Origin of the sequence: Corynebacterium sp. CTNIH16 (genome assembly GCF_032821655.1) — a bacterium.
Lineage (GTDB): Bacteria > Actinomycetota > Actinomycetes > Mycobacteriales > Mycobacteriaceae > Corynebacterium > Corynebacterium marquesiae.
This window is the reverse complement of the sequence record NZ_JAVBIG010000015.1, coordinates 1-22667: the sequence shown is the minus strand read 5'-3', so window position 1 is coordinate 22667 and position 22667 is coordinate 1. Positions and strand designations below refer to the sequence as shown.

Here is a 22667-nt window from a genome sequence, read left to right as displayed (position 1 = left end):
AGTTCAAAGCGCTAACGCGCACATGCGTATGTACCTATATACACATGTGTGTATATAGGTACATACGCCAGATAATCAGCTTCTTTCCTCGAGCCATCGTGTTGCCCACTCTTCAAAAAGTTGGGAGATACTCTTCTCTTCTTCCACTGCAGCGAGTTTGAGCTCTTTAATCAATTGTCGATCACGGACGTACAACTGAAGGCGTGTCGCTTTATCATTAGCTTGAGCGAACATCTTTGTTGAGGGCGAGCTCTCCGACCTATTTCCAGGTGATTCTTCCCGCGCCTTATTCTTAGCCTTTGGAATTGCCATCGTTTACCCCTTAATCCTCAAATGCTGCGACCACTTCTCTGGCCAAAGAATCCCACACCTTCGTACTGCTGGGCTTTGTTCCGAAAGCACGCCGTGTAGCCGCCCTAGTTGGGATGACTGTTTCAGCAAGCGCTGCAGTCTCATCACCCTCCAGCTCGGCATGGACTTTATCTAGAAGTTTTTCCCTCCTGTCGACATTCGACAGAACAACTGCTGTTGGTATCCCCATTTCTATTAGCCAAGAAAGCGTTACCTGAGTTCGATCAATATCCATCGGGGAAACACCAGTTGGAAGAAGGACTAAATTGGCAGCCTCGGCGCTTTCGGTTATGAAAGCTAAACCACCTGGAGGGGTATCGACTATAAGAAAGTCCGGATTGTTCCCCCTTCTGACAACTCCAGAGAAATCACTTGAGCTGCGGACAGATTCGATAGGAAATGGAAAATCCTTCACTTTTGTTGCCCATCGGGTGGCAGATTGCTGGGGGTCGCCGTCTGCGACTGCGACCGTATAGCCCATCTTCCGAATTGCCTCTGCGAGCATTACTGAAAGTGTGGTCTTTCCCGTACCACCCTTCGACTGAATTACGGAAATTACTCGAGTCATACAAAAAGAATAGATTCAGGAAGGATTTACCTGGGTAGTGACATGCGTATGTGTGTATATAATGCTATACGTATGACAGTCGTCAAGCGGAGAACTGAACTAAGAATCATTTTATGCTCATGTACTGATATACGCATATACGTACATATACATCCCGAAATTTAAAGTTATCACCTTGCCGAGGGATACTCCGGTTGCGGGCGCGCTGTAAGGCGGTATGGTTTTGGGTGTCCGCAGCGCGCTTCCCCCGGCGCATAGTCGGACGGAAGGAAAACAAAAAGCCACGACTCCCGCACCCCCGCAGGTGGCTTCTCCCCAGTGCTTCCAACGACGAGAAGCACTGGGGAGTTTCCTTTTTATTGAGAGCCTTCCAGCCGTTCTTTGAGACTGGTGGCCAGACCTAGAAGTTCGTCTGGGTCGTCTCGGCTCTCCGCCCAACTTTGCAACAGCACCCTTCGGTATTAACGCCCGCGACATCTGCCTGTATCAGCGCAGTGCTAAACGAGCATCGACCGGACGCACCGGCAAAATCGACTTGTTCATGTCCGGAAAAGTCATTGGTGAAGCAAAATCCCTTGGGGTCAGGTCCAAATTCTATCTCATGGATAGTTTTTCGATACCAATATTCCCGAAAATGAGTCATCAATTGCCAGGTGGGGGGGTAAGCTTAATTTTTCCATCGTGATGAACCTCGACCCCAGGATGATGTGCTGTTATAAATAGCGAATCCCCAATAAGTCTTATGTAATCACTAGCTTTCGACGGGACTCTGACAGAAAAAATCTGTATATCTTCGTCCATTCGTTTAACGAAATTGCCTGACTTTAGATAAGAATTAAGCGCGTCATCAATATCAATCTGGCGTGAAACAAGTGCGCAAATTAGGCCGTGTAAACCGTTCATGCGCAAAGCAGGCGGGAAAAACTGCCAGTGATTCATTTCTTCGTCTATCTGGGCAACGGTTAAGCGCTGGTCTTCTTTTGAGAATGAAATGCTCGAAAGCGTTTCTACCGAACCAACACAGTATCGTTGGGCGACAGTTGCAAATATTCCGTTAAGCTCAGCAGACGACAATATATCGTCCGAATACTCAATAGCTGGAACGAACTCTCTGTCTCGCACTTTTAGAGGGCGAGCGATAGGAAGTGGCACTATATGAACGATGTGCCTAGCTGAGATGGGCAGGATATATGATATCCCTTCTGTTCCAACGAATCCTGTTTCCGCACAAAAAGCGATGCCAACATCAGAGAGTATTACGTTCCCATCAGTCTCGTAAACTGTCCAGTTACAAGCTAGGAGACGAGAAGCAAAGTTATCCAGTTCTTGCAAACGGGAAGTATTTATATGGTCTTTCCTTAATACAAGCTCGTTGATTTCTTGAGGAATGTCAGCGTTTAATCTGTCTAGCCGATGATTAACTCTCTCCTCGTAGAGCAGATCTCTACAGAAAAATCCGGCCACGAACGGCACTAGGGTTTCCAAAAAGTCGTGTGCGGTTAATTCTCGGGAGATAAGGGCATCTAAGGTTTCCGGGATGTTTGGCTCGTAAACAGACCAAACGTTATCAACGGCATTCTTTTTCCCTGTGGTTGTAAGGACTTCCGAAACGTCGTAAAGACTATTCGCGTAAGCAATAGCTTCCGCTCTCTTCTCCACTATTTTCGGGTTCCCACGAAACCTGACCCCCACAATGCTTTTGCGAGACGGCTCGGCGGGGCTGTCAGAGAAGCGAGCAATAAAAGATGCCGGTATGAAATGATCTTTAGCCATTTTCCCTTTGCAATGCGAGTCTTCAGAATTTACAAACTTAGAGTACGCCCTATCAGATGCGTGTTCCTTTGGGCGTTTTCGGCAGCTTCATTACCACCTTCCACCCCAGTTAGCGCCTGTCGTCTCGACAGAAAGCGATCAAGCGCTAGGGTAGCTAAATAGGGTGCTGTTGCAAAGTTGGGCGGAGAGCCGAGACGACCCAGTTTCTCATTTCCTGATGGCCGCTGCGTGCCGGCGTTCTCAGGCCGTCTCGAAGACCCGGTTGACGATCACCGCGTCCGGATTGGGGTGCCCATAAGCAAACATCGTGCCCTGACCTTTCCGTAATGAATGCATCGCTTCCATCCCTTTCAACGTCCGGTAGGCGGAAATTCGGTTTTTGAACGCCCCCTTCGGTCCCAGGATTCTTTTAAGTCGGCCATGATCTCCCTCGAGAACGTTGTTCAGGTATTTCATCTGCCGGTGCTCCACCGTCTGAGGGCAGATTCCCTCCGCCTTCAGCTCGGATATTGCCTTGGCCAGAGCTGGTGCCTTGTCGGTGTTGATGACCCGCGGGGACCCGGCTGTCGTATTCGATCGCAGCGTCTTGGCCAGGAAACGCTTGGCCGCAGCCACATTCCGTTTTGGTGAGAGGTAGAAGTCTAAGGTCTGCCCACCGGCGGTAATAGCCCGGTAGAGATAGCACCACGTGCCGCCGACCCGGATATAGGTCTCATCCACCCGCCAGGACCGGGCCTGCCAGTCGAGTACCTGCCGGTACCAGCGAGTGTGCTTATCCAGCTCAGGGGCGTATTTCTGCACCCAGCGGTAGATCGTGGTGTGATCGACTGGCACACCCCGCTCGGTCATCATTTCTTCGAGGTCGCGGTAGCTCACGCCGTAGCGGCAGTACCACCGCACCGCCCACAGGATGATGTCACGGGGGAAATGCCGACCGGAGAAGATGCCCATGGCTCTGATTATTTCACGCCGGTCTTTCTACTGCCCCAACTTTGCAACAACACCCCAGACCCTGCTCGCGTCCTCGGTGTCGGTGTGAGCTTGTTCGCTATATGGCTCGTATTCTGGATCGCTACATGTCATCCCGCAGGCAGGGTTGCGGGACCCCGACGACCCCTGATTGGCACCCCAGAGTCGTCAATCGGCAGTAACGTCCATTTCAGCCAGGCGGCTGCCTGATCAGGCTGGCGTCGAATCCCCACTATTGGGCACCCTCGTCTAGACCTGCTTCAGCGGGCTCAGCAATCAGACCGGCAATCTTCACCACGGCATCGTAGAGTTCAGTATCGCCGAAAACCGGACGGAGTAGACGAGCATGTTCGGCGAGCTCCAAACCAAAGGTCTGATCCACAGCGTGCTCCCCTCGGGGCGTGAGAGCTACTGATGCGGATCGCCGATCACCCGGAATGGAAGATCGCTGCAGTAGCTCCCGTTGCTCGAGACGCTTGAGATGCTTAGCCACCCCGGCTCGTGTCATTCCCAAATCGCGAGCGAGCTTTGCCCCGGTCACTTGCTCGTTACTGTGACGTAGAGGGACGAGAACTTCCAGCTCAGCGGGACTTAACTCTTGCTGTTCACAAGCCCTTTCCGAAGCGCGCTCCAGAGCCTCGTGGATCAGTTTGAAGCAGCCCACGACGGACATCGTCCGGTCGTCCAGATCGGGATTCTTGCTCAACCATCGTTCGATGACCTCGCCGCGGCATCCAGGGATCATACTCATCGCCTTATCGTTAACTAGTATACTATCGTGTATGTCCATCACACTACCAACGGAGGAATCAATGCAAGACATCGAACCCGAGGTTGTCATCATCGGTGCAGGCGCAGCTGGCCTAAGTGCTGGGCTCACGCTGGCCCGGGCCCGACGTCGGGTGCTCATCATTGACGGCGGTCTGCCTCGGAACCGTTTTGCTGAGCACTCACACGGATATCTCACCAGGGACGGGATGTCACCACAGCAGCTGCTGGAAAGTGGACGAGGCGAAGTTGAGTCCTACGGCGGGCAGATAGTCTCCGGGACCGTGCAGTCGATTGACGTATCGGAGCGGACCCCCAGCATCGGCTCATTGACACTGACGACCGGTTCCCACGTAGTGCGGCCGCGAGCCGTCCTTGTCGCGACCGGCATCACAGATATTCTTCCCAGCATTCCCGGCGTCGCCGAGGGGTGGGGACGCACAGTCCATCACTGCAGCTACTGCCACGGGGCGCAACTTGACCCCGCACAAGAAGTTGTTGTGCTCGGGGGCGACAATAAGCGCTTCGTCCTGAAGCAGACCAAGTTGTTGCGCCACTGGGTTAGTACAGTATCACTGGTCACCTGTGGAATGGACCTCACCGAGACGGAGTGGTCCGATCTGCGTCAGCGCGGCATCGATGTTCTCGAACAATCCGTTCATCACGTAGCGGACAACGAGGAGGGCGGATGCACGGTGACATTGGACAATGGAGACTCCAAGGGATCCGGAGCGGTTTTCGTCGGCCCAATCTTTAAACCAAACGACCTGCTACTTCGCGGAGCTGGATGTGCTGTCGATGGCGACGACTGGATTCAAGTGGATCAACACGGGCGCACGAGCGTGCCGGGTATCTGGGCAGCTGGAAACGTCATTTCATCACCAGATCAGATCGTTAATGCCGCAGCAGCCGGTGCAACTGCGGCTATCAACATCAACGACACCCTGCTCGGCCTGGCCTGACAACCGTGGATCGAGGGCATTCCTGGTCCGGCCACTCACTGTGGCTTTCAACAGCGTCTTCCTTGGGCGGGATCTGTTAGCTGGAAGATCGTAGCGCTGCCTGGCGGGATGACAGCAACGGTGACGCCGACAAAGGAAAAACCGCCAACCAACAGGTTCTTTGACGCCCAATATTTGAGGATGAGGAAGACAAGAACGCAGGCTCTAAGGGCGGCGACCTGAACAACCCGTACTGCCACCACAGTGGACAGCACTGTCGTGTGGGCTGCGGTTGACACGGAGGACAAGCAACCTCTGAGCATGGAGAAGAAGCACACGGCGGACGCCTCACTCGCGGGCATGTTCACCCACACTATGCAAACCATGCCGGAGGAAAGCGACTACCTCATCCGCTGGTGGGCATGAATATACACGGCAGTATGCCCACTGTATATAAGGAGGACGCTTCACGAGAGACTCCTGGAGATCCACCATTTTTGACACCAGAAACTTGCGCTGACAAACCAGGTACACACCAGCTCGGCACTGTTTCAAAACTGGACGATTTTAGCACTGAACTTGGAGTGAAGCATGGAAAGGTGTTCTAGTACGTTCGCATGCGGGTGTGACGAGAATCGCCACAAATGTGTTTCTAATCACATTTAGCTGGTTCAACTTGCTATTGAGCAGAATGGGTGCTAGAATGAAAAACACGTGTTTTTCATTCTAGCACCCATTCTGCTCGACGGATTTCTGTAATCGAAACTCCCAAAATCACCCCTTGCGAGGAGTGCTATCACCCCCATAACCTTGCCGTAAGATTAGAAAGTATTTCTACGAAAGGTTATGTCATGAATCTCTATACCAACCCTCTTACGTACACTGATGCGCGCAGAATCGTCGACGCACTTCCCCGCCCAAGAAGACAGACCTACTTAGACATCGCCAAAAAACATGCCGAGACTGAACAACGAATTATTATTTTGGCGGCTGAGTTGTACCTATGGAACGGATATCTCGCATCAGTTGTAGATAGAACGACAGGCGAAGTTGAAGTTTTGCTCCGAAATTTTATAGATCGGGCTTTAGCTCAATGGAACAGTAAATCACCACAAAATGGCTCCCCCGAATGGCTAACCAACCCCGAAGGAAAGCTGAAAGAGTTAGTTATCCCTTCCGAAGGTACGGCACTGAAAGAATACGCCCACACGCAAACAGTCGTAGGAATTCCAACACATGACGATTATGTGGCAGGACTAACCTTTGGAAACTGGGTCCACCTATTGCCAAAGAAACACGCTCGCGAAAATAATGCACGCGTGATTCTCTGGAATGAAGCGTTCGCTCCCCATCTAAATTCCCCAGATAGAGTAGATTTTCAACAACGCGTAATGGCGGTGAAGGATATCCGCAACCGCGCCACCCACAGACGTCCACTTATCAAAGACACTGACGCTGTCAGCAGAACGCACCAAGACTGCGTGACAATTGCCAAAGCTATAAACGAAGACCTAGGGATCTGGCTCCGAAACGAAAAATGGATCCCCCAGGCGCTTAAACAATCCCCATTGTTATAAAAAAGATGGCCCCCAGTTCAACTGAGGGCCAGAGCTTATTTGCCTTGCGGCTTGATGTTCACCAAGTTACACCTTTTCAAAAAAAAATACAAGTTAACTTAAAGCCCATAACCTATCATCCCCTGCAGCGTCGCAGATTAACTCTCAGAGACGACGATCATGAACGTGATTGTGCGACCGGTTGAACCTCCGAGAATGGCCAGCACTTCACTAAGAGAACGAACACCCACCCCGAAGGGTGGGTGTTGTCGCATTGCCACACAAGAACGCTTTACTTCAAGGCACTATGCAAATGGCCGAGCTCATCCGGCACATTACGCACAACTAACGCGACATCACGAATCTCCACATGGAAAGGGCGTTTCAATGCCACTAAGCCCGCTTCAATCTCCGCCAACGCACGCTCTCGCTCCTGATCAGTCAAATCACTACGACCAATCCCCAAGCTTGCCAAAAAATCGCCCGAATGCTCCTGGCGATCGTCAAAAACAACTTCCTTCATTAGTGCCCCTCACAATCACGCTAGATTAATACTTCCCCTCCAATGTTACCCGCGAGACAAAACCGCCAGCGCCCCAATGGGGTACACCCTATTGTTACGACGGTCTGGGGCAGAATGTTTCCTGTAAAATAGGGCCGTTCCTAGTATTATTTTACACGTGTCTAGTGGGGTCTAAGCCTTATATTTACAGAAAGTGGTGAGTGCGGTGTTATCGACTGACGGTTTCCATATTGAAAGTCATATTGACGAAGTACCCGCGTTGGCGCGGGTGAAAGATCTGCATGGTGGACTCTCGTCGGGACAGCAAGCGTTGGGCAGGATTGTACAAGCCTTGCTTGCTGACGCTGATGCTCTCGACGGCATTCAGCTGTACGCCCTCACGGATGCAATTGAGTCGTATCGTGATGCGGTCATCGCCCAGGAGAATGCTGCCTTTACACCCTCGCAGGGCGAAGACTAATGGCCAAAAGCTCTGGTTCGCATGGTCAGCTGGTGGGCTATATCCGGGTCTCGACGGTGGAGCAGAATAATCAGCGCCAGAAAGAACTACTCAATGCTTCCGGCAGGATTGACCGGTTCTTTGAGGATAAGATTTCCGGCCGCACTAAGACTGCGCGCCCAGGGCTTGTCGAGTGTATGGCGTATGTGCGCGACGGAGACGAGCTTGTTGTGTCGTCGATTGATCGTCTCGCCCGATCTTTGACGGATCTGCGCGGTATTGTTGATGAACTTACCGGCAAAGGTGTGACTGTTACTTTTCTGCATGAGAATCTCGCGTTTGCAAAAGACACCGCAGATCCACGCGCGGATTTAATGCTGGGTATTTTAGGTTCGTTTGCGGAGTTTGAGCGGGCCATTATCCGTGAGCGGCAGGCGGAGGGGATTGCGTTGGCGAAAAAGGCCGGCAAGTACAAAGGCCGCAAACCCGCCCTAAGCCCAGACCAAGTAGCGGAGATTAAGCAGCGCGTATTAGCAGGGGAGTCGAAAGCAGCCTTGGCGCGAGAGTTTAGGGTGACTCGCCCTACGGTGTATCGGGCGTTGAAAAACGCCTAAAGCGGCGCAGCATATCAGATGGGACCAAAAGACCCTGGCAGAAGGTCTTTTTCTCCTTAGCAGCGCGAGGCTATCTCGTAGAACCGACCAAGATAAAGTCAGCAGATTCTAGATACACATCGTAAAAGGGTTTCGAGCATTAACATTGGAACATAATGTAAAAGACATGGTTTCAAAGAATTCGACTGTTTCCCGCGTCCTGTCCGGTATCCAACCCACCGCTGATTCCTATCACCTGGGTAATTACTTGGGAGCGCTCAAGCAGTGGATTGACCTGCAGGACAGCTATGACGCCTTCTACTTCATCCCTGACCTGCACGCGATAACCGTAGAGCAAAACCCGGAGGAGCTGCGAAACCGCACCATCGCAGGTGCCGCACAGCTCATCGCCCTAGGTATTGATCCGGACAAGTCCACGCTCTTCGTGCAGTCGCACGTGCCCGCCCACGCGGAGCTGACCTGGGTCTTCCAGTGCTTGACCGGCTTTGGCGAGGCCTCCCGCATGACCCAGTTCAAGGATAAGTCCGCCAAGCAGGGCTCGGACCGTACCTCGGTGGGCCTATTTACCTACCCAATCCTTATGGCCTCCGATATTTTGCTCTACTCGCCGGATTATGTGCCGGTGGGCGAGGATCAGCGCCAACACATGGAAATGACTCGTAACCTGGCCGAGCGCTTTAATAATAAGTACGGCGATACCTTCAAGGTACCGGAGCCGTTCATTCCGGAGAGTGCGGCAAAGATTTATGACCTGCAGGAGCCGACCTCCAAGATGTCCAAGTCCGGCGCCAACCCGAAGGGCTTGGTCAATCTCTTGGACGCACCGAAGACCTCAGCCAAGCGCATCAAGTCCGCCGTAACGGATGACTTGGGCTCGGTGGCCTTTGACCGCGACAATCAGCCGGGCGTGTCCAACCTATTGGTCATCCAGTCCGCGCTGACCGGTGAATCTATCGATTCCCTAGTGGAGAAGTACGCCGGCCAAGGCTATGGCCACCTCAAGGTCGATACCGCAGATGCGCTGCAGGAATTTACCACTCCGCTCAAGGAACGCTACGACGAACTTATGGCAGATCGCGGCGAGCTCGAGCGCATCCTGGCTCAGGGCGCAGAGACGGCGCAAGAGATTGCCCAGCCGCTTGTCGACGCCGTCTATAGCAAAGTGGGATTCTTTCGGTAGATTACCCACAGAGATCGATCCTGCTTGTTCTCAAGCACATTGGTAGGTAGGGCTTGCCCGCGTTAGTGCAATGCGGGCAAGACTTTAGTCTTGCCCTGAAACCTGACGCTGATTCGTCAGAATTATCCATATAAACAGCCCAATACGTTTAATTGCGCTGTTTCCCTAGCTTGAGGAAGATACCCAAGGAAAACACTTCATTTATGCCTTACCCTAGGATATGCCGCTCCGTACCGTTGGCTACGCATCACTGTATCCTTCGAGGAGAATCACAGCCGGAGCATGTATTTCGGCACCTTAGATCGTCTAATACGAGTCTTCTTATAACTGGTAATCCGTCATGACCTATCAGCCCAGAGGAAGCGTAGACGATGGGGAGAGCCCTCGAGCTTTGGAATTGATAACCCCAGCGATAGCAAGCACTATAAACATAGCAGCGGCGGAGAAAAGCTGAATACGAGCTGCAGCATCAGAAAGCATAAGCAGAGCGATAGCAGCCAAAAGGGCCAGTACAAACCAGGTGAGGTAGGGGAAGGCCCACATGCGGATGGGCAGCGGGTGGAGGGCCTCAAGTTGGCGGCGCAGGCGCAATTGGCTGACGGCGATGAAGACCCAGACGATGAGCAGGGAGGCGCCGGCGGCGTTGAGCATGAAAGTAAGAAGCCAACCGGTATCGGCGTAGTTGAGCACGACCATGACGGCCGAGAGGAGGACGGACAGGCCGATGGCGGTGGTGGGAACGCCGTCCTTATTGGTGGTGGTAAAGATGCGCGGAGCCTCGCCGCGGGAGGCTAGGGAGTGCATCATGCGGGAGGAAGCGTAGATCTGAGAGTTGAAGGCGGAAAGTAGTGCAAGGACGATGACGACTTCCATGATGCCGGCCGCACCTGGGATGCCGGCGCGTTCGAGAACCATGGTGAAGGGCGATTCCGCGGCAGAGGAGGCGTCTCCCAGGATGGAATAGGGCAGGAGGAACGTGATGACGAGGACGGAGCCCAAGTAGAACACGGAAATGCGCAGGAAGGTGGAGCGCACGGCGTTGACCAGGGACTTCTCGGGGTCCTCGGACTCAGCAGAAGCGATGGCAACCACCTCGATGCCGCCGAAGGCGAAGGCCACTGCGAGCAGGCCGGCCGCGACGCCGCCGAGGCCATTAGGCATGAAACCGTCCTCTAGGAAGACGGAGGTACCGATGAAAGAATGGCCGGGCAGGAGGCCAAGGATGAGCAGCGCGCCGATAATGAGAAAGGCCACGATTACGATGACCTTGATGAGGGCGAACCAATACTCGAATTCGCCGAAGCTGCGCACGCGCAGCAGGTTGATGATGCCGAAGAGGACCACGCAAACGGCGGCGGGGATCCACGGCGAGACGTTGAACCAAGAGCCAATGAAGCCGGCCGCGCCGGTGATTTCGGCGCCAAGGACGGCGACGGTGGCTAGCCAATAAATCCAGCCCTGGGTAAAGCCCGCCCAGCGGCCGATGCCGTGTTCGGCGTATTCGGAAAAGGAGCCGGAGGCGGGGATAACCGTGCCCATCTCGCCCAGCATCTGCATCACCAAAATGGCAAGAAAGCCAGCGATGACGTAGGCGAGGAGCACGGCGGGGCCGGCGGCGGAAATGCCGACGCCGGTGCCCAAGAAAAGTCCGGCACCGATGGTGGAGCCTAGCCCCATCATCGTCAGGTGGCGGACCTTCAGGCCAGAACCGAGGGTGGAGGAGTTATCAGTCACCCCTCCATCCTATTTTCCATAATCGAACGGTACATATAAGGCGAACCTAAAGAATCGGAACGATGGTTCCGCTTGCGGAGTTTGAGCGGGCCATTATCCGCGAACGGCAAGCTGAGGGCATTGCGTTGGCGAAAAAGGCCGGAATGTGCAAAGGCCGCAAACCCGCCCTAACCCCAGAGCAAGTAGTAGACATTAAGCGGCGCGTGCTAGCAGGGGAGTCAAAGGCAGCACTCGCACGAGAGTTTAGGGTGACTCGCCCTACGGTGTATCGGGCGCTGAAAAACACCTAAAGCGGCGCAGGCTCTTTCCATATTGGCAAACCAGCGCAGTTTTGTGCCGACTTGTGGACAAGTCTTCCTTTTGTGCCTATTTTCCATCTTGGTGTGCGTGAAAAAGGAGGAAATCCGCACCGATAGCTCGAGCTAAAGCTCCATCAGTATCAACATTGTCGCCAATAACTACGCTGTCCTCGATCACTAGACCACGCTCAGCCAAAATAGAAGCACCAAGTTCGCTGGGCTTACCTAAGTTTTCAACCAAAGGGGCAGGGGCGTCTAAAATATCCATCCAGCCACCTAGCCCAAGCTTTTTCGTTCCTCCCCGAGAAACCCACCTATCAAGGTTCATTGCTACAATATCAGCGCCATTATCACGCAGCATATCTGAGACCTTCTTCTCACCATGCCGTGAAACCAGCGCTTCGACCCCCTCGAGACACAAAAGAATTTTATCGCACTCTTGGCTGAGGTTTCCTACCTCAAGATTTACTTCTTTTCCGTCTACTAAGAGTCGGGAACTCGCGCCAGGGGCCCAAACTCGATAGATCGCCGGTTGATTCTTTACCCAATCACGAGCAATATCCTGAGCTGTAAGAACATGAAATGAGTCATAAACATTAATTCCCATTCCTGTTAAGCGCTGGAAGATTTGACCCCCTCCTATCCTGTCCGAATTAGACAGGAACCACACTTTATCCGCAGGCAAGTTGCTTGCCATACTTACCATCGACAAATAAGCGAACTCACCTGAGTAAATAGTCCCATCAAGATCGAATATATAATCACTCACCGCTGATTAACGCCTACCACAATGGAGTTCTTACTCAGGGCAAAAAGCGTAAGTACCGCTGCGACTGACACGGCGATAAATGCAACTGTCACCGATAAGAAACCGGAATACTCCAGTAACAGCCCGGCCAAAATAGCGCCCACCATCATTCCGGCCGGCGGGAGCATTTCAACACGCCCTCGTGCAGCTGGATTAGCTTTTCCGAACTGATTTTCCGCCACCATATCCGAGGCAGCAGTATATGAAAAAGCCCAAATTAGACCAGCAATGAGCATCAACATAAAAAGACTGGTCTTCCCAAATTGAGAATCAATCATTAAAACGACCACACCGCCAATAGCACCAACCCCTAAAGCACCAGTCGCTGTAGCGCGGGCAGAACACCTTGCTAAAAGCGGAGGAACCATCACAATAGGAAGATACATAGCAACCATGTGGATTTCAGTCAGGCGCGATATGTCCTGACTTTCCAGCCCTTGACTTTGGGCAGCAAGAGGAACTGCAGTCATCATGAGAGTCATAGCTGCGTATCCAAACATTCCGGCTATTCCACCCAAATAAAGTAACCCGCGATCACCAAAAGACGCAGTAGCGGCATGTTCAGAACTCGTCCTAGAATGCTTCGGTAACATCAGGGACGTAAGTAGAACTAATCCTCCCACCGCTATTACCAGCTGATAAGCCTTAGAGAATTCCGCAACCGATCCTGCAACATTTCCTGCAGCCCACGGTCCTAGAATTGAGCCGACTACCCCACTTAACAAGACGAGACTGGTGTCCCACGGGTTCGGACTGTTCGAGTGGTCTTTAACTAGGATCCTATGAAAATTTGACAGTCCCATAAAGACACCAATTAAAAGCATGCCTACATAAAGCAATGCAGGAACACTGGCATAGGCGGCATAAGACGTGGAAACGCCTGATAATACGCAAATTATTCCAGCTACGAAAAAAGTCCTTCTAGGCCCAAGTCGCTGTAACTGCGGTGCGCCTATTCGCGCTGCAATGATAGTTCCTAACGCTATTAAAACGTAGGAAGCTGTTCCTCCCAACGAATTTCCTGTCAGCGCCTCGCCTGCTCGCACCGATATAGAAAGATCGACACCAGCTACAAACAAACCTAGAGCATACGCAATACCAAAACGAAGAGTGTTGAAATTAAGTGCTTTTTTCAACTGCATGTCTTTGACTTCTACAGCTCAATAGAGGTTGTATCGACGTAAAGATCGGTACTTCCCGTAGGAAGAATGAAGCGCTTAAAGCGTTCCCGTCCGATAACACTGATTTCGGGAGCTATCTCCATAACGGGATTATCATCCACACCGCGTTTAATAACAGCAACGCCATGATACGGCAACAAACGAGAATTCCTTTTATACTCTGGATACACCCTTAATCCCAGTACAGGTTCTTTTTTCTGGTGAATGGTCGCCCGAATCGATCCTGGAAAATGAGTCTCATCCCAATGGAGCTCATTTAGTGCATACTTTAATGCCCGATAGTCAACAAATGCGCGTCCTGTTCGAGAAAGTACTTCTTGTCCAAAAGGCGTAGAAAAATCATGGTTCCGGAAAGTCTGCTCTACTTCTTTATATGTTGCCGGAATATCCCGTGTCGTAATGGTTGAAGCCATAGATCGCAGCCAAGATTGATGGTTTCCTTCTTCAAGGCCATGCCCGGGATCCTCTCTTAGAGGCTTGACCAAGCGCAAATATGCATCTTCAAATTCTTCTAAACGATTCGAAGGCAAAAGAGACATATCATGGACAGTCAAATTACTTAACTTATGGTTATCCACATAGTCACACAATTCCTTATAGTAAAGAGAGGCGACTACAGGATCTGAGCCTAAGGGACGGATATAAAATAGGGCATCCGAAATTATCTGAAACCGAAGCTCCAAGCCAATAACTTGTTGGAAAATGTCAGCAATTCGTTGAAGGGCTAGAAGAGTGCATTCCTCAGCGAATGTAACCACCGTCGGGTCGAATCGCTTCAGTTTATTTCCAATAACGCAAAAATGGGGATCACAACGTCTAATGGTGTCCCGTTTTCAAGAGATTCTTTTACGCTCTGTTGCACTGCGTCTGAATTACGGAACCGCTTTTTAGAGTTGAATTGAAAAGCATGATGGTTCAGCAATGCAATGGCTTGCTCTAACGGCGTTTGGTTTCCATAGGATTTCAGGAAGTCGTCAGCGCTGAACTCTCGATAAAAAGAACACTCACGCAAAAGCTCATCCCGAAAAGAAGTATTCAGAACGCTCAGACTGGTAGTTGAAAGATCAGGCTCATCGGAAGGCCAATCATAATCACTGACTGGTTGGGAATCTGAAAGCAGTTCTCCTGTGACTGAAACAGTGTTTTTCATGTTGCGGATTCTTTCGTGTTAAGGATTGAGATCTGGAAAACATGAAGACACAAATATGTTACAGGACACGTGTTAACTTTTCTTTAGTTCCGCTCATAGGACATAAAAGGGAAAGGTGTCGTGCGTGTCGACGGGTGGAATTACGCTACTGGGACCCGTCAGGTGTGGCTGCTAGCGTTAGTGCTGGTTCACAATCGCACCCCGCTTCTTGTGGGTGTGGGCGTGACTTCCTCGTCGGTGCGCGGTAAGGCCCGCGCGTGACGTGGGCTGTCCCGCGCGCCCTTTTTTCAGGCGAGCGGACAACCCTACGACGCAAAGGGAGGTAGACAATGGGTAAACACTCATTGAATACACCCGGTCACAAGAAAAAAGACCCCGCCACCAAAGGAGCTGCAATCCTTAACCTGGTGAGCGGAGTCCTCAACGTTGTGACCGCTACCGTGAAGCTCATTGCGGTGATGCTTCACGTGGGTCTTTAAGGCCCGAGGGTCTCAACGAGCTGGCACTCGTTGGGGCCCTTTTTATTGTGCAGCGATGGTTCAGGGACGAACCATGCTGTCATGTCTTAGGCTAATTGGCGCGCGAAGGTTTCGCAATACTCCCACACTGAGTACCCATGTCTCTTCTCCTGCTTAGGTATTCATTCCTGCCACATCAGTTGGCTGCGTTCTCTGTCCTCAGGGTGTGTTAGCGTTATTCCCGTAAGATCCTGATGCGCGAAACGCACAGTCTCAGTAGGAAGTCTGAGCGATGACACTAGCTAGTGCTATCCGTCGCTTTAGCTCTTAATCTCATGAGAGTTAAAGAATCCAGCGTCGTCAGGTCCGCTTTAGCGTACCTGGAGACAATTTTGCCTGCTCAATTCACCCTTTTCCACGATGGTCAATTTTGGTGCGGAGTCTACGAGACTTCCAGCAACAACCAGCTCCGCGCCGTCCGAGTAGTTTTCGGCCCCGAGCCTAATAATGCCGAACTCTATGAGTGGTTACTCGTCAACGGTTCTTCCCTAGTCAAACGCGCTCATCGCTCCGTACCTATACCTGGCGCTATTGAAGCGCCACAGCGAGGAAATCCCAAACGCCTGCAGCGGAAAGTCAATAAGGAGCAACGCAAGACCTCAGGGGTGTCCTCGAAAGCCCAAGAAGCAACAAAGTTAAATTTCGAATTAGCTAACGCAAACAAGAAGAAAGCTTCGCGGATCGCTCGGTGCGAAGAAGCACAACGGAAATTTCAGATCCGTGCCGCTAAAAAGAAGGCCAAACATAAAGGCAAGTAACCGAAGGTGTCAAAGCGAAGTTGCCATACAGTTCGAGCAAAGCTGTGTAGGCGTGAGTCAACTTATGTGCACGTACGATCCCCGCTATATGTCTGCAAGGACAAAGGGGGCCCTAGCCTAGTGAGGGACGCGTCAACTCGGAAGATTTATGCCGTTTGAACTTGGCGTTTTCCTCGTGGCGTATGAATATGAACATGCACTTTAGAGGTGGATAAAACTTGGGGATAAGGGGTAATTGGGGGGATTAATTAGAATATCTTTACTGCGGGCTGTGCATACCATAAGCGGATAAGTTAAGGTAAAGCTGTTTCAAGCATAGGTAAAAGCCATCCAACACTTAGAGCTTGAGGCAGACGCATAAAGACGAGGCCGATTTTGGCGTGCTTAACTTTCGAAAGGAAAAGTACTGTGAAGAAGAAAATTGCAGCAGGGCTAGTTACTGCCTTGGCGGTTTCTATGTCCGCTGTTCCAGCGAACGCGGAGGGACACTTTGAAACCAGTGTTAACGGGGTTCGCGATAGCTACAGGACTCGTGGCTGGACCGATCGAAACATTGATGGTTACAACACGGAGATTACAGCAGCTACCTGCTCAAATGCTACACCAGGATCTCCTGGAAAAGTTGAGATGACCCTGCGCCGAGAGCTTTCTAAGAGGCCGGACCCCGACCTAGGATCGCGTTCGTTCAATAGGTGCTATGGGGGATGGGACCGAGGCGGGTGGGGGCGCCAGGCTGCAGGAAATTATCATGCTGATATCCATACATTCAAGTGGAACCACTTGACCATCAAGTGGATGAAATTTGTATGGTAGCGACCATCCAGGTTAATGCACTAAGGGTACGGCGTTCAAATAAGACAATTCTGGATATACCGCAGCTGGTGATAGATGAACGCCCCACGCTTCTACTCGGGGCTAATGGTGCTGGGAAATCAACGCTTTTTTCTGCTCTTGCATCAGATTCTTCTCCTAAGGAAGGAACAGTACTGAGGAAAGGATCTATATCTATAGTGGAGCAGAAATTTAACCCTATTACCGGTTTCACCTCTAGTGAGTACTGCGCTTATGTTGCTTGGTTGTTCGGACGAGATAAAAAGACTGCAAAGAAAGAAAGCTTAGATTGGCTAGATTTTGTAGATTTGTCAAGAGTGTCTAGTCAACGGTGCGAAAGTCTTAGCGGCGGAGAACGCTCTAGGCTAGCGATTGCCACTGCGTTGAACTCTGGGGCGGAAACATTACTGCTTGATGAACCTAGTGCGGCACTTGATCCACTCAACAAAGAGCATGTCACTGAGGTATACCAACGGATTGTGGATAGAGGGCATAACCTAGTTGTCTCAACGCATGATGCCGGCGAACTACAGAGACCTTTCGAGCGTGTCCTTGTTCTTGATAAGGGGAAGCTACATTTCGATGGTTCACGGCAAGATTTTGTACAGCTAGCTACAGAGTCGGGAAATACCCCAGCGCATATTCTCTCACGATCTCTTGTACGGAGAGGAAACTACAGTGATTCCTAATTTCGGCGTTAAACACTGGCTTCGTCGTCCATCATTATGGATTTGCCTTATTGGGATAATCCTTAGCGCAGTTCCTATTTCGGAATTAGGAAAGACGCCATACTATGAGTCGAATGCTGCTCAATCTACACTGGTGTTCTTCGTAATTGCTCCTGCGGTTTCTGCCGCAATGGCATGGGAAGCATCACGTTTTCGTCCTCTAGTGCAGATGGGGAGAAAATCTGTAGTTCGTATTTATGTGAACCGAATGTTTGCATGGTCGCTGATTTTTCCCCTTGGCTATGTATTGGCAAGCCTTTCACAAAGTACTGATTCTGTACTGTTTGGTTCTTCAGTTTTTTGGGTTATGCTGGCTTATTCCTCCATCGTCGGCATCTGTTGGACGTTAATCGGAAGTGCACTTGGTTTTTCGTTTAAACCACTGATATCAGTGTCTGTATCAGCTGCGCTTGCATATACATGGTATGCGGTAGTTCCAGCCACTTCTCCTGGAGCCTTAAGACATATAACTGGTGATTTTTTAGCGTGCTGTTCTTTTGATGCAACGCTAGATGTGAAAGCAATTGGGACAGCAATTGCAGGGATTATCGGAGCTACGCTGACCATAGTCTCGGCTGCGGCACTGTTTAGGCACCGTAGTAAAATGTATACGTTAGCTTTCCTTTTAGGGCTTCTCTGTCTTATCGGTTCTTTTGCTTGGGCGCAGCAACTCACAGAGTTTGGACTTGCACAAAGAGATTCTCGTCAGGTTGTTTGCTCTTCTAATGTATGCGCATGGCCTGAAATTCCTAGCGAAAATATATTACTTAATATCCAAGCGAGGGATGCTTTCTCTAAAATAGCACCTACTGAGTGGAGAGATTTTTCAGAACGTCCTGTGATGTGGGGAGATTTTTCGGAAGAGCATTTGAGTTTAAGCGGCCAATCCACGGTAGAGGGGATAGTTGGAGAGTTTGTGGATCAGGCTGGATCTGCAGAACTGATTCGTTCAGACGCTAAAGTCTGCGGAATTCCGGCGAAAGATTTGGGAATTACGCTTAGTGGTCTTCCTTGGGAGCCTAATCGACAAGTCAACGTTGGAGACGTTGTTCAACGTATCGAGCAGACTGTGTGCAGAGTTAGCAATTAGCTTATGACATCATACGCATTCTTGTACTGCCGTGGGCATAGGCTAATTACTGTCTTAATTATGGTGCTGTTTATTGGCTTTGTTCTTTCTTCCGCTGAGGGGTGGTTGCTAAATATCCCGTGGCTCGATGATACTGCTGGGGCAAACGTTGGCACTTTATGTTCGTTTTCTTATGCTGCATTGCCAGTGATTTTTTTCAGAAATCAGATTTCCAGGTTAGAGGCTCAAGTTTCACGGAATTGGCTGCTTATTGACGGTATAGTTCTCGTGACTTTATGGATTATTCCTTGGATATTTTCCCTTTGTGGCATAGGAAGCACTAGATTTGCTTATGTATCTACTGTTCTTACAGGTTTGACGCTTCTTATAGGTAGATATGTGAGTGTGGATACACTTGCTTTGTCGCTTGTAGCACAGCTTGTTTTACAAACTGCTCTTTGGCCATCATTGTCTGATACGAATTGGAAACTCCTTCTTTTCGCTCTAGAGGTTCCGCCAGGCCGTATTCCATTACTATTAAGCGTGGTTTCGTTTTTCGTGAGTGTTGTTTCTTTGCGTAAATTCAAGCGCTCTGCGTTTTAGCTGGAGACGCGAACTTCGTTCTACCTGACCCAGAAGGTCTTCAATTCTCTTTGATTTCGTCCTCCAATTGTTTATTACGTGGCAAAACAAACAATTGAAGGACGAATTAAATCCGATCTCCGCTTCGGATCAACTCTGACGTGGTACACGTTCCCCGTGCCAGAGTTCGACGAGAAAACACGGCAGCGCATTATTAAGGCAGGCAAGAAGGTGCTCGATGCCCGCGCGCTGCACCCAGAGCGCTCGCTGGCCGAGCACTACAACCCACTCGCCATGGCCCCGGAACTCATCAAGGCGCATGACGCGCTTGACCGTGAGGTGGATAAGGCATTTGGCGCTTCCCGTAAGCTCACGACCGTCCGGCAGCGCCAGGAGCTGTTGTTTGCCAATTACGAAAAGCTCACCACGCAGCAGCCCTAAAACACCTGGTATGTCCTGCCCTACGGCAAGACATACCAGGTGTTTCTTGTCAGCTGTCGTGTCGCGTCAGGCCTAGTTGTGGCAAGGCAACGTTTAAGATTTCAGCGGCGGGTGTGGTGACACACTCGGCGGCCGTCCGACCTGTCTTATCCATGTAGGCTTTGGTGATACGAGCCCCTGCGGCGTAACCAGCTCCGGTGGGTAGTCCGACCGGTTTCGATCCCATTAGGCGGGCGCTCGAATCTCCAAGCACCCATGCGGCGAAGTCCTGCATGCCTGTTACATCCAAGCCCTCGACGACCCGTCTTAGTACATCTTCTCTCGATCTGGTTTGGTCGGTGACGAAGTGCGTATATCCACGCTTACTGTAGAACTGGGCAGCGAATAGGTCGGCTAGTCCCTCGGCCACGACGTGCTCACCGACGGTCACTGTCTGCGGGTCCCATACGATGCCGTCAGCTGAATAGCGGACGTTGTGGCGCAACTCGTGTAGGGCAATCGCTTCTAGCCGATGGAGAACTTCCTCAGTCGGCCAGATGGTGATGGCAATGTAGCCACTGATCCCACCGAAGGCCGACAGGCCTCGAATTTCGTCCATGAAGTGCTCGTTGGAAGGAACACCTAACACTAGAAGCACAGTGAGGTCAGGAATCATGAGTCCTGGGTTAGCAGTCGCCAAGTATTGAACCCCTTTAGCGAGAGCTTGCTCAACTCGAGCCCAAGCGTTGGCCTCCTCCAATTTGTAGAGCGCATCATCTACTTGCTGAGTGAGGCATCCGGACCGAATCCGAAGTTCTGACTGTGCACGGCAGCCATATCGAGACCACCTGGAATGAAGAAATACATGCCAGCCATGGGCTCCCATAATTTACGAGCGGCCTCCTGCCACTGCCCCGGAGGGCTATCCAACATCGTGCGCATTCCCGTGGCGCTGTCGATCATCGAGATTGTCATGTCCCTAAACGTAAACCCTGACGCAGCGTTAAGGTCAACCTCCAGGTTCAATAAACGTGTCCGGTTAATATATCTGGCCAGCGAAGTAGGAGTCGCTGTTATTAACGGGACTGTCCGGTGCTGCAAAACGCGTGCGATCGTACGCTTGCTACCTACAAGTAGTACATCGAATACCACCTCGGTTGTCACGCTGTGTGCCGTACAGAAGGTTACCCTCGTCTGCAAGAAAGTCCAGAAGATATAAGGCTACGTGGAGGGTTATAGGAGTGTGGTTGTTGTGGGGTGTTTTGGTGGCAACCAAATCTTTGATTTGGGCGGCAGCTCAACGAGCCGCCAGGCGAGGCGGGAGCATAAACCGCAACCACTATCCACTGGTTGTGTTGGTTGATCGGCTTGGGATATAGATCTACAGGGATATAGTTATAAGCGACCTGGGAAAATAGGTAAATCCGCAGGTAAGCCCCTGTGGATAACTGGCCCCGTGAGGGTAAATCTGCGCACGCGTGAGGGTAAATCTGCGCACGCGTGAGGGTAAATCTGCGCACGCGTGAGGGTAAATCTGCGCAGCCGTATTTTGCGTGAGGGTAAATCTGCGCAGCCTGAACTGGGAAAATGGTCCGTGAGGGTAAATCTGCGCAGTTTGCTTTTGGGTAAAAAGAAAGCGCCCCGGAGGGCGCTGCTTTCCCGTGTATGGGTTAGTCAATCTCTGGACGTGGTGGTTTCTGTTGAATTGATGGGGCGGTTCTGGCGACGGTTACTCCGTCTGTGTTGGCTTCAATACCTGCTTCTGGCCACACCGTCGTTAACTCAAGAATGGCCTTCTTTATTTCATTGCGGAAATCGCGACGTTCGACTGCTGTAGTTAGTTCCTTTGTGGCGAAGTTGGCGGCGATCATGTCCCAGGTGAAGGTGTAGGCTTCGCGGTTGTTTTTAGCTAGCCAGTATTGCTTTACGGTGAGCCAGATGTAAATGTCCATTGCTCGTGGTTTGTTGAGCTCGCGCAGTACGTTGAGGTCGATGGGGATAGGTGCTTCGGCAACGTGCTTGAAAAACTGTGGGGTGAGTTTAATGTAAGACTCTACAAAGCTTCCTTGGTTCGGGTCTCTGGTGTCGAACCAAAGATCCCAATCGTCGACGATTTGGGTGTGCTTTCCGCGTGCTCGGACTCCATCATCGGATTTCACAGTGACCCGTGAATCGGCTAGGCGCAGGAGCTGTTCTCGGACGATAGTTAGAGTACCTTTGCTTCCTCCGGTACCGCGCTGGCCAATGCCGATTGCTTGGAGGAATTGATTCATCGATCGGCCAAGCGGGATGTGTAGCGCTTCTTCGTGATTAATCTTCCCATCTTTGAGCCGTCCCGCGTTTTTTACAGTACGAGTAATGATGTAGGCCATGATGAGGCGCGGGTACTTGCCGTAGGGCAAACCTTCGCCTGAATAAATGACAATTTTCCCATCTCCGTTTTGAAGAACTCGTTCTTTATTGTCGGTTTTGCGGTAGGGGAAGAGTGCTTGGACGAAGAGTTTAGAGGTGTAGCCGACGTCTTGGGCTTGGAGGAGTTCTTGTGCGGCGTCGTGTTCTTGTTTGCGGGCTAGTTCTTTGACTGCTTCGAGCTTGGCGCGGCGCTCATCTCGGGGCTGCATGGTGCCTTGTTCTCCTTTCGGATAATCGGCACCGACCGTGTTGTGCTTTGCTCACTGTCCGTGTGGAAGTGGTAAAGTTTAAATCGACACGGTCGGTGTCGATTTTCTTTTGTGGACCCCCGCTAGAGTTGCAGCTCGATGATGCGGGGGTTTCCTCGTTTGTGAGGGTTAAGGGTCAAAATGTGTGTCTGGCTCGGCGTGTCGCGGGGGTTAGATTTGGCCTTTTTGAATGCCGATTGAGTGGGTGTAGTCGGTGTCGATAGCGTTGTCGTAGAGGGCTGGGCGT

At 51.3% G+C, this 22667-nt stretch carries 27 protein-coding genes and 1 pseudogene; 13 read left to right on the top strand and 15 right to left on the bottom strand.

The window, feature by feature from the left end; translation table 11 throughout:
• Window positions 1-75: 75 nt before the first annotated feature.
• From RAE04_RS10755 to RAE04_RS11740, 6 genes and pseudogenes are all read right to left on the bottom strand, one after another.
• Entirely contained in the window at window positions 76-312 is a 237-nt protein-coding gene (locus RAE04_RS10755; RefSeq protein WP_070456048.1) for a peptide transporter, read from the bottom strand.
• Window positions 313-322: 10 nt separating this feature from the next.
• Window positions 323-919, bottom strand: a complete 597-nt coding sequence (locus RAE04_RS10750; RefSeq protein WP_317027369.1) for a ParA family protein — start codon at window positions 917-919, stop codon at window positions 323-325.
• Between the two features lie 642 nt (window positions 920-1561).
• A complete protein-coding gene (locus tag RAE04_RS10745) occupies window positions 1562-2692 on the bottom strand; it encodes a DUF4238 domain-containing protein (protein WP_317027368.1) in 1131 nt (376 codons plus the stop codon).
• 240 nt (window positions 2693-2932) lie between these two features.
• Entirely contained in the window at window positions 2933-3643 is a 711-nt protein-coding gene (locus tag RAE04_RS10740; RefSeq protein WP_317027367.1) for an IS6 family transposase, read from the bottom strand.
• 250 nt (window positions 3644-3893) lie between these two features.
• Window positions 3894-4043, bottom strand: coding sequence for a hypothetical protein (locus tag RAE04_RS10735; protein WP_317027366.1), 150 nt, complete (start codon window positions 4041-4043; stop codon window positions 3894-3896).
• A 21-nt stretch (window positions 4044-4064) separates the two neighbouring features.
• A pseudogene (locus tag RAE04_RS11740) lies at window positions 4065-4334 on the bottom strand (MarR family winged helix-turn-helix transcriptional regulator); the annotation flags it as partial.
• 109 nt (window positions 4335-4443) lie between these two features.
• Between RAE04_RS11740 and RAE04_RS10730 the strand changes: the two are divergent.
• The 3 genes from RAE04_RS10730 (at window position 4444) to RAE04_RS10720 (ending at window position 6947) form a co-directional block, all read left to right on the top strand.
• The gene (locus tag RAE04_RS10730; protein WP_317027365.1) at window positions 4444-5391 is read left to right on the top strand and encodes an NAD(P)/FAD-dependent oxidoreductase; all 948 of its coding nucleotides are present in this window, start codon (window positions 4444-4446) and stop codon (window positions 5389-5391) included.
• A 243-nt stretch (window positions 5392-5634) separates the two neighbouring features.
• Window positions 5635-5796, top strand: coding sequence for a hypothetical protein (locus RAE04_RS10725; RefSeq protein WP_317027364.1), 162 nt, complete (start codon window positions 5635-5637; stop codon window positions 5794-5796).
• Between the two features lie 425 nt (window positions 5797-6221).
• Window positions 6222-6947, top strand: a complete 726-nt coding sequence (locus RAE04_RS10720; RefSeq protein ID WP_317027363.1) for a hypothetical protein — start codon at window positions 6222-6224, stop codon at window positions 6945-6947.
• A 271-nt stretch (window positions 6948-7218) separates the two neighbouring features.
• Here the strand turns inward: RAE04_RS10720 and RAE04_RS10715 are convergent, their stop codons facing one another.
• Window positions 7219-7449 (bottom strand): hypothetical protein, encoded by a 231-nt coding sequence (locus RAE04_RS10715; RefSeq protein ID WP_070731439.1) that lies wholly within the window; start codon window positions 7447-7449, stop codon window positions 7219-7221.
• A 331-nt stretch (window positions 7450-7780) separates the two neighbouring features.
• On the opposite strand from RAE04_RS10715, the gene RAE04_RS10710 reads away from it, so the two are divergent.
• From RAE04_RS10710 to trpS, 3 genes are all read left to right on the top strand, one after another.
• Window positions 7781-7909: a hypothetical protein gene (locus RAE04_RS10710; RefSeq protein WP_317027362.1), complete on the top strand. Its 129-nt coding sequence runs from the start codon at window positions 7781-7783 to the stop codon at window positions 7907-7909.
• Complete coding sequence (locus RAE04_RS10705; protein ID WP_317027361.1) at window positions 7909-8502, top strand: recombinase family protein; 594 nt, start codon at window positions 7909-7911, stop codon at window positions 8500-8502. Before RAE04_RS10710 ends, RAE04_RS10705 begins: the two co-directional genes overlap by 1 nt.
• A gap of 166 nt (window positions 8503-8668) precedes the next feature.
• Window positions 8669-9682 carry a tryptophan--tRNA ligase gene (gene trpS / locus RAE04_RS10700; RefSeq protein ID WP_317027360.1) on the top strand — a complete coding sequence of 338 codons (1014 nt, stop codon included), beginning with the start codon at window positions 8669-8671 and terminating at the stop codon, window positions 9680-9682.
• A 348-nt stretch (window positions 9683-10030) separates the two neighbouring features.
• Here trpS and RAE04_RS10695 read toward each other — a convergent pair whose 3' ends face one another.
• Window positions 10031-11362, bottom strand: coding sequence for an amino acid permease (locus RAE04_RS10695; RefSeq protein WP_410493265.1), 1332 nt, complete (start codon window positions 11360-11362; stop codon window positions 10031-10033).
• 116 nt (window positions 11363-11478) lie between these two features.
• On the opposite strand from RAE04_RS10695, the gene RAE04_RS10690 reads away from it, so the two are divergent.
• Complete coding sequence (locus RAE04_RS10690) at window positions 11479-11706, top strand: recombinase family protein (protein WP_317027358.1); 228 nt, start codon at window positions 11479-11481, stop codon at window positions 11704-11706.
• 76 nt (window positions 11707-11782) lie between these two features.
• On the opposite strand, the gene RAE04_RS10685 is transcribed toward RAE04_RS10690, so the two are convergent.
• From RAE04_RS10685 to RAE04_RS10670, 4 genes are read right to left on the bottom strand one after another with little or no spacing between them, the layout of a single operon-like run.
• The gene (locus RAE04_RS10685; protein ID WP_317027357.1) at window positions 11783-12484 is read right to left on the bottom strand and encodes an HAD hydrolase-like protein; all 702 of its coding nucleotides are present in this window, start codon (window positions 12482-12484) and stop codon (window positions 11783-11785) included.
• A complete protein-coding gene (locus tag RAE04_RS10680) occupies window positions 12481-13665 on the bottom strand; it encodes a hypothetical protein (protein WP_317027356.1) in 1185 nt (394 codons plus the stop codon). The genes RAE04_RS10685 and RAE04_RS10680 overlap by 4 nt, the downstream gene beginning before the upstream one ends.
• Window positions 13666-13676: 11 nt before the next feature.
• On the bottom strand, window positions 13677-14462 hold the full coding sequence (locus RAE04_RS10675; protein WP_410493264.1) for an L-tyrosine/L-tryptophan isonitrile synthase family protein: 786 nt from the start codon (window positions 14460-14462) through the stop codon (window positions 13677-13679).
• Between the two features lie 17 nt (window positions 14463-14479).
• Window positions 14480-14854, bottom strand: coding sequence for a hypothetical protein (locus RAE04_RS10670; protein WP_317027354.1), 375 nt, complete (start codon window positions 14852-14854; stop codon window positions 14480-14482).
• 329 nt (window positions 14855-15183) lie between these two features.
• Between RAE04_RS10670 and RAE04_RS10665 the strand changes: the two genes are divergently transcribed.
• The 6 genes from RAE04_RS10665 (at window position 15184) to RAE04_RS10640 (ending at window position 19781) form a co-directional block, all read left to right on the top strand.
• The gene (locus RAE04_RS10665; protein ID WP_317027353.1) at window positions 15184-15333 is read left to right on the top strand and encodes a hypothetical protein; all 150 of its coding nucleotides are present in this window, start codon (window positions 15184-15186) and stop codon (window positions 15331-15333) included.
• A 314-nt stretch (window positions 15334-15647) separates the two neighbouring features.
• On the top strand, window positions 15648-16130 hold the full coding sequence (locus RAE04_RS10660; protein ID WP_317027352.1) for a YjdF family protein: 483 nt from the start codon (window positions 15648-15650) through the stop codon (window positions 16128-16130).
• Between the two features lie 770 nt (window positions 16131-16900).
• Window positions 16901-17650, top strand: coding sequence for an ATP-binding cassette domain-containing protein (locus tag RAE04_RS10655; RefSeq protein ID WP_317027351.1), 750 nt, complete (start codon window positions 16901-16903; stop codon window positions 17648-17650).
• The gene (locus RAE04_RS10650) at window positions 17640-18779 is read left to right on the top strand and encodes a hypothetical protein (RefSeq protein WP_317027350.1); all 1140 of its coding nucleotides are present in this window, start codon (window positions 17640-17642) and stop codon (window positions 18777-18779) included. Before RAE04_RS10655 ends, RAE04_RS10650 begins: the two co-directional genes overlap by 11 nt.
• A gap of 60 nt (window positions 18780-18839) precedes the next feature.
• A complete protein-coding gene (locus RAE04_RS10645) occupies window positions 18840-19361 on the top strand; it encodes a hypothetical protein (RefSeq protein ID WP_284623480.1) in 522 nt (173 codons plus the stop codon).
• A 78-nt stretch (window positions 19362-19439) separates the two neighbouring features.
• Window positions 19440-19781, top strand: a complete 342-nt coding sequence (locus tag RAE04_RS10640; protein WP_317027349.1) for a type IIL restriction-modification enzyme MmeI — start codon at window positions 19440-19442, stop codon at window positions 19779-19781.
• Window positions 19782-19830: 49 nt separating this feature from the next.
• Here the strand turns inward: RAE04_RS10640 and RAE04_RS10635 are convergent, their stop codons facing one another.
• From RAE04_RS10635 to RAE04_RS10625, 3 genes are all read right to left on the bottom strand, one after another.
• A complete protein-coding gene (locus RAE04_RS10635) occupies window positions 19831-20436 on the bottom strand; it encodes a DUF2268 domain-containing protein (protein ID WP_317027348.1) in 606 nt (201 codons plus the stop codon).
• A 101-nt stretch (window positions 20437-20537) separates the two neighbouring features.
• Complete coding sequence (locus RAE04_RS10630) at window positions 20538-20735, bottom strand: hypothetical protein (RefSeq protein WP_317027347.1); 198 nt, start codon at window positions 20733-20735, stop codon at window positions 20538-20540.
• A 695-nt stretch (window positions 20736-21430) separates the two neighbouring features.
• Window positions 21431-22381 (bottom strand): replication protein RepA, encoded by a 951-nt coding sequence (locus tag RAE04_RS10625; RefSeq protein WP_317027346.1) that lies wholly within the window; start codon window positions 22379-22381, stop codon window positions 21431-21433.
• Window positions 22382-22667 lie beyond the last annotated feature (286 nt).

What these genes read in the sequence shown, in the direction of transcription:
- RAE04_RS10755 (WP_070456048.1), bottom strand. Translation starts at nt 312, where the DNA reads ATGGCAATTCCAAAGGCTAAGAATAAGGCGCGGGAAGAATCACCTGGA.
- RAE04_RS10750 (WP_317027369.1), bottom strand. Translation starts at nt 919, where the DNA reads ATGACTCGAGTAATTTCCGTAATTCAGTCGAAGGGTGGTACGGGAAAG.
- RAE04_RS10745 (WP_317027368.1), bottom strand. Translation starts at nt 2,692, where the DNA reads ATGGCTAAAGATCATTTCATACCGGCATCTTTTATTGCTCGCTTCTCT.
- RAE04_RS10740 (WP_317027367.1), bottom strand. Translation starts at nt 3,643, where the DNA reads ATGGGCATCTTCTCCGGTCGGCATTTCCCCCGTGACATCATCCTGTGG.
- RAE04_RS10730 (WP_317027365.1), top strand. Translation starts at nt 4,444, where the DNA reads ATGTCCATCACACTACCAACGGAGGAATCAATGCAAGACATCGAACCC.
- RAE04_RS10720 (WP_317027363.1), top strand. Translation starts at nt 6,222, where the DNA reads ATGAATCTCTATACCAACCCTCTTACGTACACTGATGCGCGCAGAATC.
- RAE04_RS10715 (WP_070731439.1), bottom strand. Translation starts at nt 7,449, where the DNA reads ATGAAGGAAGTTGTTTTTGACGATCGCCAGGAGCATTCGGGCGATTTT.
- RAE04_RS10705 (WP_317027361.1), top strand. Translation starts at nt 7,909, where the DNA reads ATGGCCAAAAGCTCTGGTTCGCATGGTCAGCTGGTGGGCTATATCCGG.
- trpS (WP_317027360.1), top strand. Translation starts at nt 8,669, where the DNA reads ATGGTTTCAAAGAATTCGACTGTTTCCCGCGTCCTGTCCGGTATCCAA.
- RAE04_RS10695 (WP_410493265.1), bottom strand. Translation starts at nt 11,362, where the DNA reads ATGATGGGGCTAGGCTCCACCATCGGTGCCGGACTTTTCTTGGGCACC.
- RAE04_RS10690 (WP_317027358.1), top strand. Translation starts at nt 11,479, where the DNA reads ATGGTTCCGCTTGCGGAGTTTGAGCGGGCCATTATCCGCGAACGGCAA.
- RAE04_RS10680 (WP_317027356.1), bottom strand. Translation starts at nt 13,665, where the DNA reads ATGCAGTTGAAAAAAGCACTTAATTTCAACACTCTTCGTTTTGGTATT.
- RAE04_RS10670 (WP_317027354.1), bottom strand. Translation starts at nt 14,854, where the DNA reads ATGAAAAACACTGTTTCAGTCACAGGAGAACTGCTTTCAGATTCCCAA.
- RAE04_RS10665 (WP_317027353.1), top strand. Translation starts at nt 15,184, where the DNA reads ATGGGTAAACACTCATTGAATACACCCGGTCACAAGAAAAAAGACCCC.
- RAE04_RS10660 (WP_317027352.1), top strand. Translation starts at nt 15,648, where the DNA reads ATGAGAGTTAAAGAATCCAGCGTCGTCAGGTCCGCTTTAGCGTACCTG.
- RAE04_RS10645 (WP_284623480.1), top strand. Translation starts at nt 18,840, where the DNA reads ATGGTGCTGTTTATTGGCTTTGTTCTTTCTTCCGCTGAGGGGTGGTTG.
- RAE04_RS10635 (WP_317027348.1), bottom strand. Translation starts at nt 20,436, where the DNA reads ATGATTCCTGACCTCACTGTGCTTCTAGTGTTAGGTGTTCCTTCCAAC.
- RAE04_RS10630 (WP_317027347.1), bottom strand. Translation starts at nt 20,735, where the DNA reads ATGACAATCTCGATGATCGACAGCGCCACGGGAATGCGCACGATGTTG.
- RAE04_RS10625 (WP_317027346.1), bottom strand. Translation starts at nt 22,381, where the DNA reads ATGCAGCCCCGAGATGAGCGCCGCGCCAAGCTCGAAGCAGTCAAAGAA.